Annotated in this window: 19 protein-coding genes; 11 read left to right on the top strand and 8 right to left on the bottom strand. The window is 62.1% G+C overall.

Annotated elements, in window-relative coordinates; genetic code table 11:
- Positions 1–279 precede the first annotated feature (279 nt).
- The 6 genes from R4P70_RS07275 to R4P70_RS07250 are packed head-to-tail and all read left to right on the top strand — an operon-like array spanning position 280 to position 5,918.
- A complete protein-coding gene (locus R4P70_RS07275) occupies positions 280–3,126 on the top strand; it encodes an ATP-binding protein (protein ID WP_317830599.1) in 2,847 nt (948 codons plus the stop codon).
- Positions 3,123–3,539, top strand: a complete 417-nt coding sequence (locus R4P70_RS07270; protein ID WP_003940329.1) for a roadblock/LC7 domain-containing protein — start codon at positions 3,123–3,125, stop codon at positions 3,537–3,539. Before R4P70_RS07275 ends, R4P70_RS07270 begins: the two co-directional genes overlap by 4 nt.
- Before the next feature lie 5 nt (positions 3,540–3,544).
- On the top strand, positions 3,545–3,919 hold the full coding sequence (locus tag R4P70_RS07265; RefSeq protein ID WP_097387028.1) for a DUF742 domain-containing protein: 375 nt from the start codon (positions 3,545–3,547) through the stop codon (positions 3,917–3,919).
- Entirely contained in the window at positions 3,900–4,487 is a 588-nt protein-coding gene (locus R4P70_RS07260; protein ID WP_003940118.1) for a GTP-binding protein, read from the top strand. The genes R4P70_RS07265 and R4P70_RS07260 overlap by 20 nt, the downstream gene beginning before the upstream one ends.
- A gap of 40 nt (positions 4,488–4,527) precedes the next feature.
- Entirely contained in the window at positions 4,528–5,322 is a 795-nt protein-coding gene (locus R4P70_RS07255; protein ID WP_019744851.1) for an MHYT domain-containing protein, read from the top strand.
- Positions 5,323–5,375: 53 nt separating this feature from the next.
- On the top strand, positions 5,376–5,918 hold the full coding sequence (locus R4P70_RS07250) for an AAA family ATPase (RefSeq protein WP_029255988.1): 543 nt from the start codon (positions 5,376–5,378) through the stop codon (positions 5,916–5,918).
- Positions 5,919–5,925: 7 nt separating this feature from the next.
- Here the strand turns inward: R4P70_RS07250 and R4P70_RS07245 are convergent, their stop codons facing one another.
- Positions 5,926–6,384 carry a GNAT family N-acetyltransferase gene (locus tag R4P70_RS07245; protein ID WP_019744853.1) on the bottom strand — a complete coding sequence of 153 codons (459 nt, stop codon included), beginning with the start codon at positions 6,382–6,384 and terminating at the stop codon, positions 5,926–5,928.
- Positions 6,385–6,440: 56 nt separating this feature from the next.
- Positions 6,441–7,067, bottom strand: coding sequence for a helix-turn-helix domain-containing protein (locus R4P70_RS07240; protein WP_019744854.1), 627 nt, complete (start codon positions 7,065–7,067; stop codon positions 6,441–6,443).
- Positions 7,068–7,100: 33 nt separating this feature from the next.
- Between R4P70_RS07240 and R4P70_RS07235 the strand changes: the two genes are divergently transcribed.
- Positions 7,101–8,129 (top strand): NAD(P)/FAD-dependent oxidoreductase, encoded by a 1,029-nt coding sequence (locus R4P70_RS07235; RefSeq protein ID WP_069146491.1) that lies wholly within the window; start codon positions 7,101–7,103, stop codon positions 8,127–8,129.
- Between the two features lie 9 nt (positions 8,130–8,138).
- On the opposite strand, the gene R4P70_RS07230 is transcribed toward R4P70_RS07235, so the two are convergent.
- The 3 genes from R4P70_RS07230 to ctaD are packed head-to-tail and all read right to left on the bottom strand — an operon-like array spanning position 8,139 to position 10,884.
- Positions 8,139–8,558, bottom strand: coding sequence for a DUF5313 family protein (locus R4P70_RS07230; RefSeq protein WP_042451127.1), 420 nt, complete (start codon positions 8,556–8,558; stop codon positions 8,139–8,141).
- Between the two features lie 52 nt (positions 8,559–8,610).
- Positions 8,611–9,084 (bottom strand): MarR family winged helix-turn-helix transcriptional regulator, encoded by a 474-nt coding sequence (locus R4P70_RS07225; protein WP_019744857.1) that lies wholly within the window; start codon positions 9,082–9,084, stop codon positions 8,611–8,613.
- A gap of 45 nt (positions 9,085–9,129) precedes the next feature.
- Positions 9,130–10,884 carry a cytochrome c oxidase subunit I gene (gene ctaD / locus R4P70_RS07220; RefSeq protein WP_046379038.1) on the bottom strand — a complete coding sequence of 585 codons (1,755 nt, stop codon included), beginning with the start codon at positions 10,882–10,884 and terminating at the stop codon, positions 9,130–9,132.
- A gap of 203 nt (positions 10,885–11,087) precedes the next feature.
- Here ctaD and R4P70_RS07215 point away from each other — a divergent pair, with 203 nt between their 5' ends.
- Entirely contained in the window at positions 11,088–12,239 is a 1,152-nt protein-coding gene (locus R4P70_RS07215) for an NADH:flavin oxidoreductase (RefSeq protein WP_019744859.1), read from the top strand.
- A 64-nt stretch (positions 12,240–12,303) separates the two neighbouring features.
- On the opposite strand, the gene R4P70_RS07210 is transcribed toward R4P70_RS07215, so the two are convergent.
- Positions 12,304–13,152 carry an aldo/keto reductase gene (locus R4P70_RS07210; RefSeq protein WP_019744860.1) on the bottom strand — a complete coding sequence of 283 codons (849 nt, stop codon included), beginning with the start codon at positions 13,150–13,152 and terminating at the stop codon, positions 12,304–12,306.
- A gap of 130 nt (positions 13,153–13,282) precedes the next feature.
- Here R4P70_RS07210 and R4P70_RS07205 point away from each other — a divergent pair, with 130 nt between their 5' ends.
- The 3 genes from R4P70_RS07205 to R4P70_RS07195 all read left to right on the top strand — a co-directional run bounded on the left by R4P70_RS07205 (position 13,283) and on the right by R4P70_RS07195 (position 16,585).
- Complete coding sequence (locus R4P70_RS07205; RefSeq protein ID WP_020908736.1) at positions 13,283–13,879, top strand: class I SAM-dependent methyltransferase; 597 nt, start codon at positions 13,283–13,285, stop codon at positions 13,877–13,879.
- A gap of 89 nt (positions 13,880–13,968) precedes the next feature.
- On the top strand, positions 13,969–15,600 hold the full coding sequence (locus tag R4P70_RS07200; RefSeq protein WP_084325231.1) for an ABC-F family ATP-binding cassette domain-containing protein: 1,632 nt from the start codon (positions 13,969–13,971) through the stop codon (positions 15,598–15,600).
- A 145-nt stretch (positions 15,601–15,745) separates the two neighbouring features.
- Entirely contained in the window at positions 15,746–16,585 is an 840-nt protein-coding gene (locus R4P70_RS07195) for an aldo/keto reductase (protein WP_317830598.1), read from the top strand.
- A gap of 12 nt (positions 16,586–16,597) precedes the next feature.
- Here R4P70_RS07195 and R4P70_RS07190 read toward each other — a convergent pair whose 3' ends face one another.
- Positions 16,598–17,173 carry a TetR/AcrR family transcriptional regulator gene (locus tag R4P70_RS07190; RefSeq protein WP_007733408.1) on the bottom strand — a complete coding sequence of 192 codons (576 nt, stop codon included), beginning with the start codon at positions 17,171–17,173 and terminating at the stop codon, positions 16,598–16,600.
- On the bottom strand, positions 17,174–17,587 hold the full coding sequence (locus R4P70_RS07185; protein ID WP_021332241.1) for a VOC family protein: 414 nt from the start codon (positions 17,585–17,587) through the stop codon (positions 17,174–17,176).
- Between the last annotated feature and the right edge of the window lie 68 nt (positions 17,588–17,655).

The following is a 17,655-nucleotide window of genomic DNA, read 5'->3' as shown; positions in this document are numbered from 1 at the left end:
GCAGATCCTCCGGAGATTCCCGCCCGCCGCATATCAACGAGTCGACGAGTTACCGAATCGAACAACCCGGCTATCCCATTCGCCGCACTTGTCCGTTTACCCTTTCACCTGGCCTTACAATCCGGATATAGTCATCGGCGATCCATGAAGCCAACTGGGATGTAGCGAGCCAGCGAACAGTCTGTTACCGTTCAGCTAACTACCCCTTCTGGTCAAACCGGATTGAAGGGGTTCGGGCAATGACCCACGGGGGGTTGACGTGAAGGGGCCATGTTCCGCATGAAACACGATTCACACACGACAACCTCTTGGTGGTCGATCGGCGAATGGCGCCTGGGATGGAAGGTCATCGCCGTTCTCGCATTGCCGATGATCGTCGCCGTCGTCCTCGGCGCACTTCGAGTTCAGACAGAACTCGAAGAAGCCGCACAGCTGAGTTCCTCGTCCGAGCGTGCCCTCGCAGTGCCCGCGGCGATCAACCTCGAATCCGCACTGTACGAACTCGCCGAAGCCGCATCGGCACGCACTGACACCGGCCCGGCAACACAAGCAGTTTCGGACGCAATGGACCAACTGGTAGACGCCGCGCGCGCGTTCCAGTCCGACGGCGACCTCAACGACCAAGTGACTTCGGCGCTCGCCGAGAGCCGTTCCATCACCGAGGAGATCGCCGCCGGCGCGGTGGCTCCCGCACGCTTGGTTTCGCGGGTCGGCGAAGTCTCGCGCGCACTCTCGAGCACCTTCACCAGCGTCGTCGAGCATTCTCAACGCCCTGTCCTGCGCGAACAAGGTGGTCGACTCTCCGCACTCTGGGAAGCGCGACGAGCGCTGGCCGAACAACGAATCCTCTTCGGCTCCGGTGATCCGGACCAGCAAGCTCGTACGTCGATGGTCAGTGCTGCCGGTGCCGAACTGGTCGCTCTGAACAACATTCTGGCCATCGACGGGAGTAACGACACCGTCCAGACCCTCAGCAACTCTGCTCAGAACCGGATCAACGCCCTCGGATCAACTCCGTCGACCTCTCCTCTGGGGAGCCGCGTCGGCGCCGATCTGAAATCCGGAAACGACCAGTACAACAGCCTGACCGACACCACCGTCACCGAGTTCGGCGACACCGTCACCGCCGAATCCAATGCAGCACGAACCGCAGCACTCCGTGACACTGCAATCGTGCTCGGCGCGGTCCTGCTGGCACTGGCCATCGCCCTCGTCATCAGCCGATCGCTCATCGATCCGATCCGCCGGTTGCGATTTGCCGCATTGCAGGCCGCACGACGCGGACTCCCCGACGCGATCGAACGAATTCGCGCAGGTGCCAGTACCGACGAACTCGACTTCGCCCGTGTCCCGATCCGCACCCACGAGGAAATCGGCGAGCTTGCGCGCGCGGTGGACGACATGCACGGTCAGGCCATCACGCTTGCCGGCGAGCAGGCCACCCTGCGGCGCCAGGTCAACGACATGTTCGAAACGCTGTCGAGGCGCAATAAGTCCCTCGTCGACCAGCAACTCGGTTTGATCGAACAGTTGGAGCAGGACGAAGACGACCCGCGTCGCCTCGAGAATCTGTTCCGGCTCGATCACATCGCCGCGAGAATGCGTCGAAATGGCGACAACTTGCTGGTTCTCGCCGGAACCGATGTACGCCGCGCCAGGACCGCCCCCGTCGCTCTCGGCGATACGCTTCGCGCCGCGGTATCCGGCGTCGAGGAGTATCGACGCGTCGAACTCGGGCAGATCCCGCCCGGAGTCGTCACCGGTCATGCTGCCCCGGACGTCGTTCACCTCATCGCTGAGCTGCTCGACAATTCTCTGCGGTACTCCCCACCGGAGACCACCGTCTCCATCAACGCTGCCCGCACTATCGACGGCTCCATGATCGTCGAGATCGCAGATCTCGGTATCGGCATGTCGCCTGCCGATATCCTCGATGCCAACGAGCGCCTCGCCGCCGGCGGCGAGATGAGCGCGGATACAGCGCGTCGCATGGGTTTGTTCGTCGTGAGCCGAATCAGCCGTCGCTACAACATCTCTGTGCGCCTGCGCCCGACGGCAACGTCATCGACGCACAGCGGCATCACCGCAACGGTGCTCCTACCGACGTCGATACTCGATTCGTCTCGGGGACCCGAGATCCGCACGCCGCGAACCGGACCCGTTCCCACGCTCGATCGGACTCCCCCTCCCACACCGCCTGCACCGTCATGGTCACAGCCCGTCCCGACCGAATCCGCACCCCCGCGGCCTGCGACCAGAAGTTTCGCTGATCTCCCGCGTCGAACGCCCGGTAACAGTACCGATCGGACCGAGACGTTCGCCCCGATCACACCGCAATCCACTCCTACGGCAACAGCGCCTTCGGGATTGCCACGTCGCACTCCGGGCACAAGTGGAGTACCGGCAGTCAGCACCTCGACTCCGACCACTGCTGCACCCGCCACCTCGGTGTCGTCCTTCGCTCCTCTGCCCGATCCCGAGGGCACAAGCACATCGACGTCCCTTCCCGTTCGTACTCCGTCGCCGGAATTCGCCTCGCCGGCACAGGGTCCCGAGATCCCGGTGGGTCCACAACCGTCGACAACCCCGCCGCCGCGGCACCGACTCTCAGCCCCGATGCCGACAAATACTGCGGCATTCTTCTCCTCACGCACCCGTGACGGGCTCTCTGCTCGCGCATCGGCGAGGGCTGACGGCGCGGGCGACGGCAACTCGAACGGCGTACCCTCTGCTCCGACCACGATGCCGATTTTCGCCCGGATGGTGTCGGAGTGGCTCGTGGATCCGACGGCGGAGACTTCGGCGGCTTCCACCGGCAGTTCGTGGACCACCGACGCGGATCAAGGCTGGCTGGCCGCTCGAACCTCGTTCGAGATGCCGGTCACCAAGATCGCCGATTCCGGTCTGCCCATTCGAGACCGCGGAGCCCGCCTGGTTCCTGGTGCCGTCGGCGGAGGCGGTACGACACAGCGCCATGCATCCAATCCGGCGGACGTCCAACGTGGTTGGAGCAGTTACCAATCCGGAGTACAACGAGGGCGTCGGCGCGCCGCCGACCATCAGCCCGATGGCGGACAGTCTTTCGAATCGTCCACGATGTTGCACAACGATGAAGGAGAACAGTGAACACTGTCGGAGCCCAGGAGACTCCCCGCGCACTCGACTGGCTGGTTTCGGCTTTTGCCCGAGACGTGCCGGGTGTGAGTCACGCGATCATCGTCTCAGCCGACGGGTTGTTGACCGCCTCGAGCACACACCTTCCGCTCGATCGGGCGGATCAATTGGCCGCTGTCACTTCCGGACTCGCCAGCCTGTCCGCGGGGGCGTCACGCCTCTTCGACGGTGGGGCCGTCATGCAGTCCGTCGTCGAGATGGAGAACGGCTACCTGCTTCTCATGGGCGTCGGTAGCGGCGCTTACCTTGCCGCCCTCGCTGTCGCCGGATGCGACATCGGCCAGATCGGTTACGAAATGGCGACTCTCGTCGATCGCGTCGGGACCACGATGGACATTGCCCCGCGAACGTCGCAGGGTATTTGAGTTCGATGCCTCACCATCAATCCGACTACGACGACGCCGAACCCAGCTTGGTCCGGCCGTACGCGCTCACCGAAGGTCGGACCCTGCCGTCCATCGACCTCCCGCTCGAAGCGATCATCGCGACGATCGAGGACGTGGTCTCGAACAATCTTGCACCGCAGGATATTCGTGCATCGATCGTCGCACTCTGCGAGAAGCGGATCTCGATTGCCGAGATCGCTGCCCACCTCGGTGTTCCGATCGGAGTCGTGCGGGTACTGGTTGCCGACCTCGTAGTAGCCGGATCACTGGAAATACATGCCACTCTGCGAAGCGACGCATCTCGAGTCGAGCGACGCGAACTGATCGAAAGGACCCTCAGTGGACTTCGGGCACTCTGACTCATCGTCTCGCGTGAAATCGACAAAAATCGTGATCGCCGGGGGTTTCGGTGTTGGCAAGACAACGCTTGTGGGGACCGTCTCTGAAATCGTCCCCCTTCGCACGGAGGCAATGGTCACCGACGCCAGCGACGGTATCGACAATCTCGGTTCCACTCCCGACAAGAGCACCACGACGGTCGCGATGGACTTCGGGCGCATCACTCTCGCCGACGACCTGGTCCTCTATCTGTTCGGAACCCCGGGACAGCGCCGCTTCTGGTTCATGTGGGACGACTTGATCACCGGTGCGATCGGTGCGGTCATTCTGGTCGACACGCGCCGTCTGGAAGACAGCTTCGCTGCAGTCGACTTCTTCGAGGCGCGAGGGCTCCCGTTCATTGTGGCGGTCAACCGTTTCGACGGCGCACCAATCCATTCGGCGAGCGATCTCCGGCAGGCATTGGCGCTACCCAACCGCGTTCCCATGATCGAGATCGACGCCCGAAACCGCGAATCGGCCAAACGCGCGCTGATCGCCGTCACCGAGTACTCCCTCGAACGACTTGCAGCTGAAGCAGTCGTCTAGATGAATCACCAGATGCGAATCGTCGCCGAAAGGAACTGGCATGTCGGATGAAATGCACCATTTCTCGATGGGAATCTGGCTGCTCGGGCTCGCCTACGTCGTGTCCGTGGTCGGGTCGGTAGTCGGCCTGGCGTGCACCAGGCATTCAGCGTCGGCGACGACAACCGCCACACGCATGCGATGGCTAGCCATGGCTGCCCTGTCGATCGGTGGTGTCGCCATCTGGCTGATGCACTTCATCGCCATGCTCGGCTTCGCAGTCCCCGGCAGTCCCATTCGATACAACCTCGGATGGACCGTGATCTCCGCGATCATCTCAGTAGGTGCTGTTTTTGTCGGTCTGCTGATCATCGGGACCGAATTCCGCTGGACGCGGCTTCTGATCGGCGGCGTGGTGACCGGTCTCGCCGTGAACATCATGCATTACACCGGCATGCGCGCCTTGCGCTTTCAGGGTGAGATCCACTACGACCTGCTCTTCGTTGCATTGTCGGTTCTCATCGCAGTCGTCGCCGGAACCGCTGCACTGTGGTTCACCATGGTGCTCGAGTCCACGATTCTGCGTTTTGTCGCCGGAATCATCATGGGCATCGCCGTCGTCGGTATGCACTACACCGGAATGGCCGCAGTCGAGGTTGTTCACGACGCGGCAGCCCCGGCGCCGCAGGGACTCGAAGTGTTCTCATTCCTCTTCCCCGTCTTCGTTCTCGGCCTGCTGGCGTTGGCAGTTCCGATTGTCGCCGTGCTGACAGCACCCAACCGTGCGACGGCACGGATGGAATCCGCCGCCGACGACCTGGCGTTCGAAGCACGAGAGTTCGCGACCTCGAACTGAGAGGAGTACGGGGCGAGTCGATGTGAATCGACGACGCCCCGTACATTGCGGGGATGGTGGATGCCGTACACAACCCCCAGCCGTCGGCCGACGCGGCACTGGTCGTGATCGGTGGTTTGCCGGCCACCGGCAAATCGACGATCGCGCGGGTGCTTGCTCAGCATCACAAGATCCCCTACGTGCGGATCGATACCATCGAACAGTCGCTGATCCGCAGCGGTATCGCTGATGTATCCGGGACCGCCGGATACATCACCGGGTACGCGCTCGCCGCCGAACAATTGCGACTGGGACTCTCGGTCGTGGTCGAATGCGTCAACCCAGTCGAGGCGACACGAAACGCCTGGTCCGCTACCGCACAACATAATTCGGCGCGCTTGCTCAGTGTCGAAGTCATCTGTTCGGATCCCGACGAGCATCGCAGACGCGCAGAACGGCGAGTCGTCGACATCCCGGATCTTGTACTACCTACGTGGCAGGAAATCCTGGATCGAGACTACGAGCCGTGGACCACGGAACGGCTCGTGCTCGACACCGCAATCATGAACTCCGAGAGCGCAGTACGACGAATAACTGCCAGAATGTTCACCGAATGAGAGCTGCTCACAGGGTGAGAACGAAGAATGCACTGTTCGGATCTTCGCGGTAGTTTCCGAACGGTGGAGACGGGACGAACCCGAATCTCGCATACAGTCGGCGTGCCGGATCGAAGAAGTCCTGTGTGCCGGTCTCCAATTCGAGTTGCCGGTAACCTCGTTGTCTCGACTCGTCCACGACGTGTTGAAGAAGTCGCGTACCCACGCCACGCCCTCGAGCTACCGATGAGGTTCGCATCGACTTGATCTCGCCACCGGTCGACGACCGTTCCTTGAGTGCAACACAACCGAGTAGATCGTCACCTTCGCTCCACAGCGTCCACATGGTCACGGAGCTATCCGTCAGCCCGGTGATGTCCAGCGCGTGAACGCTGTCCGCGGGCGAGGTCGCATGCATGTCGGCGAGATGTTCGGTCAGTAGAGCACGGACCACATCCCGACTCAGGTCGTCAATTTCGATTCGCACGGATCCTCACTGTCCTCTTCGCTTCCGGCAGCATCGAATGAAAGTATGACTGGCCATCACTTCGGCGAAGGCTTGGCCCGTACGTGGATGCGTTCTCCTTGGGGGCCGAACAGACTCAGTACCTCGACCGGGCCGCCGCCGTCACTACCGAACCAATGCGGGTTTCGGGTGTCGAATTCAGCAGCTTCACCCGTACCCATCACGATGTCGTGATCGGCCAACACCAACCGCAACCTCCCCGACAAGACGTACAGCCATTCGTAGCCGTCGTGCACTTGCGGGTCGGGGTCCGTCTGGCTTGCCGGGATGGTCATCTTGAATGCCTGCAGCCCACCGGGTTGCCGAGTCAGCGGCAATACCGTTCGCCCACTGACGCTTCGAGGCGCACTCTGGATACGTGGATCGGCGACCTGTGGTGCCGCAACCAGTTGGTCCAACGGCACTTGGTGGGCAAGCGCGATCGGAAGCAGCAACTCCAGACTGGGTCGACGCTCCCCCGCTTCGAGCCTCGACAGGGTGCTCTTCGAAATACCGGTGGACTCGGACAGCGCTGTGAGCGTGACGTTCCTCTGTGTACGAATGCGTTTGAGGCGCGCGCCGATCTGCGAGATGGCGGCATCGATGTGCGGACCGTTGACATTCATGGTGCCGAGTCTGACGACGATTCCCAGAAATGGCAACATTAGTTGCTGACGAACCTCCTCCGCGAGCAATCTGTGCTCATGCGAACACACACTGAAACAGAGATCCTCGACGCCGTGATCGTCGGCGGTGGCGCCGCCGGACTCAGTGCAGCCCTGGTGTTGGGTCGTGCTCGGCGCTCGGTCGCCGTCATCGATTCCGGCAAACCGCGCAACACACCGGCAGCACACATGCACGGCTTCCTCTCGCGAGACGGCATGGCGCCAGGTGAGTTGCTCGCCGTCGGACGCAGCGAATTACAGACGTACGGAGTCGAATTCAAACGCGACGACGTAGTCGACATCTCCTGGCGCGGTATCGAACCCGGCTTTGTCGTCGAACTGTCGGGAGGCACGACGCTCGAAACTCGCACTGTGCTGGTTGCCACCGGCCTACGGGATTCACTCCCGGAAATACCAGGAATCCAGGAGCTTTGGGGGCAAAGCGTGCTCCATTGCCCGTACTGCCATGCGTACGAGATCAGCGACCAACCGATCGGCGTTCTCGGCGGCGACGCTCGCGAGATGTCACTTCACCAGGCGTTTCTACTCCGACAGTGGTCGTCGGATGTGACGTTCTTCCCCGACAAGATCTCGCTCACCCCCGACGAACGCGCGCGACTGGCTGCCCGAGGAGTGACGGTTGCCGACGGATCGGTATCTGGATTGGTCTGCGAGAAAAGCAAACTGAAAGCCGTCGAACTCGACAACGGCCAACTGGTTGCGCGCTCAGCACTGTTCGTTGCGCCGCGTTTCGTTCCGAACGACGCACATCTGACGCGACTCGGCTGCAAAGCCAGCCCCACGGGATTCGTGGCTGTCGATCATTCCGGCGCCACCAGTGTTCCCGGTATCTGGGGCGCCGGCAACGTCGTCGACCCTCGCGCACAGGTAATCAATGCTGCGGCTGCAGGTTCAACCGCGGCGATCGCAATCAACGGATACCTGGTAGAGCAGGACGTCGAATCGGCTCTTCGCTCGACCGACCCTGAAGGTGGTTTCTCGGCGGCCATGGAGCAGGGCGTCTGCGAGATGAACGGCGGCAGCGCCCTTCACGGCATCTGACCGAAGCGTCTAGGTCGCGGGGCCGCCGTGCAACTTCTCGTAGGCGGCCTTCTCGGCGTCGTGGCGCGAGATCTTCTTCGGGTTCTCGAGGTCGGAAGGCAAACCGTGACGCTCGAGGCGACGCGACCTGTTCTGAGCCATGTAGGAGACCGAATAGAACAGCGCCAGAAGCACTCCGAGCAGCACCATCGACGCCCGCAGGGCCCACGGCCCGGGGAAGAGCATGAAGGCCGCGAAGACGGGAATGAACGGCACCATGCTGCGGATCAGGTGACGTGGCACAGCCCAGTCACCGATCAGGTCGTTTCGCACCCAGTCCTGCATCGAATCGGGCAACTTGCGCCCCACTGAATAACCCAACCACTGAAGGGGATTCGGGCTCGTGCGTTGCTTTTTGGAAGTCACGGAAGTCACCTGTTCGGTACGCATCGGTCTTGACGCAGTCGTCACGTTTCTTTCAGATGTGGTCATCACATTTCTCTCATTGGTCTAAAGCGCCGGCGCGGAGCGCGGCCTCGTTGACCCGCGTCAGAACGTTGTGGAGTTCTTCGAGTTCGGCGAGGCTGACGCCGAGCTTCGCGACAACCGCCGGCGGGATCTTCTCCGCCTCGTCACGCAGTGCCACACCGGCTTCGGTGAGGTCGACGTCGAGTTGACGTTCGTCGGCGCGGCTACGGGTTCGCGTGATCAACCCGGACGCCTCGAGTCGCTTGAGGAGCGGCGAGAGTGTCGGCGAATCGAGCTGCAATGCCTGCCCGATTTCCTTGACCGCCATCGGCGACTTCCCCCACAGGGCAAGCATCACCAGATACTGGGGATGTGTGAGGCCCATCGGCTCGAGCAGTGGCCGGTAGACGGACAGGACTGCCCGGTTCGCGACCGCAAGTGCAAAACACACCTGCCGGTCGAGAGCCAGCGGATCGTCCATCTGCGTCTGCGGAGCCTTCGTCGTCATGAATCCGATGTTACCAGATTGATTAGTGCAGTAACTATTATCGCACTAATCAATCTGGCGACGATCGTCACTCTTCTCCAACGTCGACGTGGGTTGCCCGGTGAGGCCCACGTGCGCTTCCGCCCTCATTCGCTCCACCATGTGCGGGTAGTGCAGCTCGAACGCCGGACGCTCGCTACGGATGCGCGGCAACTCGGTGAAGTTGTGACGCGGCGGTGGGCAGGTGGTCGCCCACTCCAGCGAGTTTCCGTAACCCCACGGATCGTCGACGGTGACCACCTCGCCGTAGCGGTAACTCTTGAAAACGTTCCAGATGAACGGCAGTGTCGACGCGCCGAGCACGAAGGCGAAGATCGTGGACACCGAGTTCAGCACCGTGAATCCGTCCGAGGGCAGGTAGTCGGCGTAACGACGGGGCATACCTTCGCCACCGAGCCAGTGCTGGACGAGGAAAGTGCCGTGGAAGCCGACGAACGTGGTCCAGAAGTGCCACTTGCCGAGGCGCTCGTCCATCATGCGACCGGTCATCTTCGGGAACCAGAAGTAGATACCGGCGTACGTGGCGAACACGACCGTACCGAAGACCACGTAGTGGAAGTGGGCGACAACAAAATACGTGTCGGTGACGTGGAAGTCGATCGGCGGACTCGCGAGAATAACGCCCGACAGACCACCGAAGAGGAAGGTGATCAGGAAGCCGACCGAGAACAGCATCGGCGATTCGAAGGTCAACTGCCCCTTCCACATCGTGCCGATCCAGTTGAAGATCTTCACACCTGTCGGCACGGCGATCAGGAACGTCATGAACGAGAAGTAGGGCAGGAGAACAGCACCCGTCGCATACATGTGGTGAGCCCACACCGCGATGGACAGAGCTGAGATCGCCAGTGTCGCGTAAACCAAACCGGTGTATCCGAAGATCGGCTTACGGCTGAAGACCGGGAAGATCTCCGAGACGATGCCGAAGAACGGCAGCGCGATGATATACACCTCGGGGTGCCCGAAGAACCAGAACAGGTGCTGCCACAACAGAACTCCACCTGACGCTGGGTCGAAGATGTGTCCACCGAGATGGCGGTCGACGAACAGTCCCATGAATGCGGCGGTCAGTAGCGGGAACGCCATCAAGATCAGGATGCTGGTGATGAAGATATTCCAGGTGAAGATCGACATCCGGAACATCGTCATGCCTGGTGCGCGCAAACAGATCACCGTGGTGATCATGTTGACCGCACCGAGAATAGTGCCGAGACCGCCTACTGTCAGTCCGAAGACCCACAGGTCGGCTCCGACGCCGGGGCTGTGCACCGCACCCGACAGCGGGGTGTACGCAGTCCAACCGAAGTCGGCAGCGCCGCCCGGCGTGAGGAATCCGCCGAGTACGATCAAACCACCAAAAGTGAAGAGCCAGAAGCCGAATGCGTTCAAGCGCGGGAAGGCCACGTCCGGGGCACCGATTTGCAGCGGAAGTATGTAGTTCGCGAAGCCGAAAACGACGGGCGTCGCGTACAGCAGCAACATGATCGTGCCGTGCATGGTGAACAACTGGTTGAACTGCTCGTTCGAGAGGAACTGCATCCCGGGGACAGCCAGTTCCGCACGCATGAACAGGGCCATCAGGCCGCCGATCAAGAAGAACACGAAAGCCGTGATCATGTACATGATCCCGATCTTCTTGTGATCGGTGGTCTTGATCATGTCGAACATCCACGACCCCTTGGGATCACGACGCTTCGGGTACGGCCGCTCCGGAATCGGCTCCAGCTCTCCGGTCCGCTCGTCCGGCACCGTTGTTGTCATGCTCGCGCGTCCTCTTTCGTGCTCGATACCGCCCTCAAGAACTTTCCGCACGACCATATCGCATGTTAATAGTTAATGCACAAACTAAGTTTGGTCGACGTGGGCATCAATCGAAAACCGAACGTACGCAACCTTTTGCAGATTTCGGTGAGATAAAGTCAGGCGGCGGAATAGGTCGAGGGTCCGCCGCGTTGAACAAACCCGTGACTCTTCCCGACACATCGACAGCACCCGAGGCCTCCGCGTTGCGCGGCCTCTTCGAGCCTTTCGAGGTCAAATCACTCTCGTTGCGCAACCGTTTTGCGATGGCCCCGATGACTCGCGCCTTCTCTCCTGACGGAATCCCCGGCGCCGACGTGGCCGAGTACTACCGTCGTCGCGCAGCGGGCGGGGTCGGCCTGATCATCACGGAAGGCACCTATATCCCGGACCCGGCAGCCGGCCCGCACACCCGCGTACCGCGCATCTACGGTGATTCGAGCCTGGGCGGCTGGAAGTCGGTAGTCGACGCCGTGCACGCCGAGGGTGGATCGATCATTCCTCAGCTGTGGCACCTCGGAGTCGAGCGCGGCGAAAACTCGCGTCTGAACCCCGAGGTCGAGACCGTCAGCCCCTCCGGCCTGGCGCTGGACGGCACCCGTCTGGGACGAGAATTCACCACCTCGGATCTCGACACCTTGAAGCAGTCGTGGGTCGACGCCGCACTCAACGCGAAGAACACCGGTTTCGACGGTCTCGAGTTGCACGGAGCGCACGGCTACCTGCTCGACGAATTCCTGTGGGCCGGAACCAATGTCCGCACCGATGAATACGGCGGATCACTGGAAGCCCGCACCCGCTTCCCGGCCGAGGTCGTCGCCGCAATCCGAGAGGCTGTCGGAAACGAGTTCGCGATCGTCTACCGATTCTCACAGTGGAAGTCCGGCCACTACGACGCTCGTATCGCCCAGAGCCCGGCTGAACTCGGCCGCATCCTCACTCCCCTGGTCGACGCCGGCGTCGACGTTCTGCATCCGTCGACGAGGCGCCACTGGGAACCGGCGTTCGCTGAACTCGACGGTGAAGACGGCAAGCTCGGCCTCGCCGGCTGGACGAAGAAGCTGACCGGGTTGCCGACCATCACCGTCGGCTCGGTCGGACTCGACTCCGTGTTCACGACGGCATTCACCGGCGACGCCGCATCGGCTGTCACGGGGCTGGAGCGTCTCGAAGCTCAGTACGATAGAGGTGAATTCGACATGGTTGCCATCGGACGCGCGCTGCTCGCCGATCCCGAGTGGGTCGAGAAGCTCCGCACCGGACGCGCGGACGAGCACATCGCATTCACTGCAGAACATCGCACGCACCTGAACTGACCTCGCACGACAGAACGGCACTCCCGCGATTGCGGGAGTGCCGTTCGTGGGTCTACCGGAAGTTCTAGCTGCCGAGCGTGACCGGGTCGGGGCCGATGCGGCCGGCCGGGTCGTCGAGAGCACCGATCGCGTTGATCTGTTCCGGCGTCAGTTCGAATCCGAAGACATCGAAGTTTGCGGCGATACGTTCGGGGGTCACCGACTTCGGAATCACCACGTTTCCGATCTGCAGGTGCCAGCGAATGATCACCTGAGCCGCGGTGACGCCATGAGCGTCGGCGATAGCGGTGATGACGGGGTCACCGAGAACAGTTCCCTGGCCGAGCGGGCTCCACGCTTCCGTCGCGATTCCCTTGCCGGTGTGGAAGGCGCGCAGTTCGGCTTGGTTGAACTTGGGGTGAAGCTCGATCTGGTTGAGGACCGGCACCTCACCGGTTTCACCGATGACACGCTCGAGGTTCTCGATGGTGAAGTTGGAGACGCCGATGGATCGAACCCGTCCGTCCGCCTTGAGCTTCTGGAATGCCTTGAAGGTCTCGACGTACAAGTCCTTGGACGGAACCGGCCAGTGGATCAGGTACAGATCGAGGTAGTCGAGACCCAACTTGTCGAGGCTGGCGTCGAAGGCGGCAAGCGTCGAGTCGTAGCCCTGATCGTCGTTCCACAGTTTTGTCGTGATGTACAGGTCTTCGCGGGCGATGCCGGATTCGGCGATCGCGCGGCCGACGCCCACCTCGTTGCCGTAGATCTTGGCGGTGTCGATACTGCGGTAGCCGGTCTTCAGGGCGGTGGAGACGGCTTCCTGCGTCTCGTCGTCCGGAACCTGGAACACACCGAATCCCAGTGCGGGGATCGTCTTACCGTCGTTCAGAACAATGGTCGGTACAGAGGTCACATCGTTGGTCTCGGTCATATGTGGATCCAACGCACGGGCGCCAGGAGGCATTCCCCACCGAACCTCCTCTTCGCACCCTTGTCGCACCCGAAATGCCGGTCTACCTTGGAATACAAGTAATCGAATCGCCTCGAGAAAAGAGAGAGCGATGAATCTCGGATATCGCCTCGCCTACAAGGTCGGCGTCACTCCATGGGAGCACACCGGTCACGGCTTCGACGCTCAACTGTCCGGCCTTCTGGATGCGATTCCCCTCCCGGAAGGTGGCCGCGCACTCGATATCGGTTGCGGCACCGGACGCCATTCCATCGAGCTGGCGCAACGCGGGTGGCACGTCACCGGCGTCGACGCCGAACAGGAACCGCTGGACAAAGCGCGCATTCACGCGCGTGAAGCACACGTCGACGTCCGGTTCCTCCACGAGGACGCGGCAGACCTGCACATTGCAGTCGACGGCGGGCACATGCTGGTGCTCGACATCGGCTGCTTTCACGGGCTCACCGATCATCAACGACGCGACTACGGGAGGTCGGTCAACGCGATCACCGCACCCGGGGCGTCCATGGTGATGTTCGCATTCGGGCCAGGTCACCGTTGGCCGATGCCACATGGCGTCTCCGAGGAGGACGTCATGCGAGTATTCGACGGTTGGTCGATGGCCTCGAGTACGGCCGCCGACGTGAGTGAATCGCCACTTCCGGTCCGTGCGGCACATCCGTGCTGGTACCACCTGGTCCGTGACTGACTGCTGTGCGCCTTTATTAACCGCCCGCGGTTAATAAAGGCGCACAGCACCGATTAACACAGGCGCACAGCGCCGGGGATACTTCTCAGGTGACTGCAACACTGCGCATCAGCGGCCTCTCTGCCTCCCGGGGAGAACGCACTCTGTTCTCCGACCTCGATCTCACCGTCGCGCCCGGCGACGTCATCGGCCTCGTCGGCGCGAACGGCGCCGGCAAGTCGACGCTTCTCACTGCACTGGCGGGAATCGGAACTGCCGACGTCGAAGGTTCGATCATCCTCAGCCCGCCAGACGCTGCGGTGGGCTATCTCGCGCAGGAACCCGACCGCATCGAGGGCGAGACCGTCCTCGAGTTCCTCGGCCGACGCACCGGCGTCGCGCACGCCGAGGCGGTCATGAACGCCGCGGCCGAAACCCTGGCTGAAGCGGAGGAGGATCTGTACTCTCCGGCTCTCGAACGCTGGCTGGCTCTCGGCGGCGCCGATCTGTTCGAGCGCGCTGAGAAGGTGGTCGAAGAACTCGGTCTCGGAGTTCCACTCGATGCACATATGACGGCATTGTCCGGCGGTCAGGCCGCGCGCGCCGGCCTCGCGTCACTGTTGCTTTCGCGCTACGACATTCTCTTGTTGGACGAGCCCACCAACGATCTCGACCTACGCGGTCTCGAGCAGTTGGAGCGATTTGTCGCCGAGACGCGCGCAGCACTGGTTGTCGTGAGCCATGATCGCGAGTTCCTCTCGCGCACCGTCACCGGAATCGTGGAACTCGATCTGGCACAACAGGACATCGCCGTGTACGACGGCGGCTACGAGTCGTACCTCGCCGAACGCGAGATCGCCCGCCAGCACGCACGCGAGGCGTTCGAGGAATACGCAGGCACCCGCTCCGATCTCGAAGATCGCGCACAGATGCAGCGCAACTGGATGGAACACGGCGTCCGCAACGCGCGTCGTAAAGCCAAGGACAACGACAAGATCGGACGCGGATTGCGGACCGAGTCGACGGAGAAGCAAGCCGCGAAAGCCCGCCAGACTCAACGCCGCATCGAGCGACTCGAAGTGGTCGAGGAACCGCGCAAGGAGTGGGAACTTCGTATGGAGATCGCGGCGGCGCCGCGGTCCGGTTCCGTTGTCGCGACCACGAACGGCGCCAAGGTAACTCGCGGTCAGTTCACGTTCGGTCCGGTCACGACGCAGATCGACTGGGGCGATCGAATTCTCGTCACGGGCGCGAACGGGGCAGGCAAGACCACCCTCCTGAACGTCCTGCTCGGCAAACTCGTCCCGGACGAGGGCATCGCGTCGTTGGGTTCCGGTGTCGCGATCGGTGAGATCGATCAGGCGCGTGGATTGTTCGAAGGTGATCAACCAGTCGTCGAGGCCTTCGGCGCTCAGGTTCCGGACTGGCCCGATGCCGATGTCCGTACTCTGCTCGCCAAGTTCGGCCTGCGCGGACACCACGTACTCAGATCTGCCGCTTCCCTGTCCCCCGGCGAAAGAACAAGGGCTGCACTTGCTTTGCTCCAAGCTCGCGGCGTGAACCTACTGGTACTGGACGAGCCGACGAACCATCTCGACCTTCCGGCGATCGAACAGCTCGAGCAGGCGATGGAATCCTTCGAGGGAACCCTCCTTCTGGTCACTCACGATCGACGCATGCTGCAGTCCACCCGAAGCACGCGCCGGTGGCGAATGGAGAACGGACAGCTCTTCGAGGAGTAGCCGATCGACTCCGCTTGCGCAGACAACCCGCGTGTGCAACTATTTATCAGGCGCACGCAATAGTTGCATGCGCGGCATAGGTGGCCCGCGGATGACATGATCCCCCGTCGAGCTGCCACATCCCAGTCCCGAAAGGCACTCTTCAATGTTGTCGATCCCCGACCGCACACTGACTCACGGAACCACCGGCGAGCCGATCACCATCCCGCAACTCGGGTACGGCGTTTTCCAGGTACCGGACGCACAGACCGAAGAGGTCACTGCCGCAGCTCTCGAGATCGGCTACCGCCACATCGACACGGCCGCGATCTACGGAAATGAAGCCGGGGTCGGCCGCGCCATCGCAGGTTCGGATATCCCTAGGTCAGAGCTGTTCGTCACCACCAAGCTGTGGAATGACGATCAGGGCCACGACCGAACACTCGCCGCTTTCGACACCAGCCTCGACAAGCTCGGACTCGACTACGTCGACCTCTATCTGATTCACTGGCCCGCGCCGGCAAAGGGCCTGTTCGTCGAGACCTGGGCGGCATTCGAGCAAATTCTCGCCTCCGGCCGCACCCGGGCGATCGGTGTGTCCAACTTCCTGCCCGAGCATCTCGAACTGCTGGCCCAACACAGCGCGACCACCCCGGCCGTCAACCAGATCGAATTGCACCCCAGACTGCAACAGCACGCGTCACGGGAGTACGCGCGAAGTCGCGGCATCGAAATCGAGGCTTGGAGCCCATTGGGACAGGGAACCATCCTCGACGACCCGGCCATCGGGAAAATTGCTGCAGCACACGGCAAGAGCCCGGCACAGATCATTCTGCGCTGGCATCTCGAACAGGGTCACACCGTTCTGTCGAAGTCGGTCACGCCTGCCCGCATGCGCGACAACGCCGCAATCTTCGACTTCGCACTCGATGCCGACGAGTCAGCGGCCATCGCAGCGCTGAACACCGACAGCCGTGTCGGGCCTGATCCAGTCGAATTGAACTGAATCGAAACGGCTTCAAGAATTTTCGTGGGGAGTCAACGTCAGCAGCACAGAATCGACGGACTGCTCGGCCAGGAGCGCGTCCAGCGGTAAGTGACGGAACAACGCTCGGTAATAGATCGGCGACGCCAGCGCGTCCAGGACGAAGTCCAGGTCGAAGTCGCTCCGTATGTCGCCGCGTAGCCGCGCCGATTCCAGCACTGCCGCAGTGGAATCGCGTCGAGGCTGAAAGAATGCCGACTGGAAATCCCGCGCCAATTCCGGGTCCGCCGCCAGATCCGCGACCAACGCGGGCAGGATCCGACCGACTACCGTTTCACTCAGTCCCACAACCAATGTCGTGATGCCGGCGACCAGGTCTGCCCTGAGATCGCCGGTGTCCGGCGTTGGATCAGTACCGATGTGCGCCACGACAACGTCGACCACCAGATGCCGCTTCGACGGCCATCTCCGGTAGATGGCGGGTCGATGCACGCCCGCTCTCGTCGCTACCGAACCGATCGACAGCTCCGCATATCCGTTCTCCCCCAACAACTCCAGGGTTGCCGCCAGAACGGCGTCGTCGATCCGCTCGTCGCGGGCGCGCACCATCTACAGCACCGGCCGCGGCATGAGCACCAGACGCCAGCCGTCGGGATCTTCGAAAGTCATCCCCGCATTCTCCTCCCAGTACGGATTCTCGGCGCCAACGGGTTCGTGCCCTGCTTCCCCCAACCTCTGAACTACCTCGTACATCGCCGACTCGCCGGCGAAGTAGAGCACCAACAGGTTGTCCTGCGTCGGCGCCGGGCATGGGCTTCCGTCTTCGTGGGTCGTGAATTCGAGGTGATAGTTCGAATCCGGCAGACCCAGCATGATTCCGTCGTACCCGGCATGACCGGAGAACCGATAGAGCTCTGGCAATCCCAGACAGTCGCGATAGAACGCAATCACGTCGTCGAGCCTGTCGGTGGGTCGCGCTACGCGCACTTGCACTACTGCGAGGTCGTTCGGCCAAGTTGTCATTCCAAAACAGTACAGTACGTACCGTAATGTTTCGAGAAGATGGCTGCCAGCCTCCCGACGGCAGCTCG

This window comes from Rhodococcus sp. IEGM 1241, assembly GCF_033142365.1.
Lineage (GTDB): Bacteria > Actinomycetota > Actinomycetes > Mycobacteriales > Mycobacteriaceae > Rhodococcus_F > Rhodococcus_F erythropolis.
The sequence above is the reverse complement of the archived record's forward strand: the minus strand, read 5'-3'. Positions and strand labels throughout refer to the sequence as shown.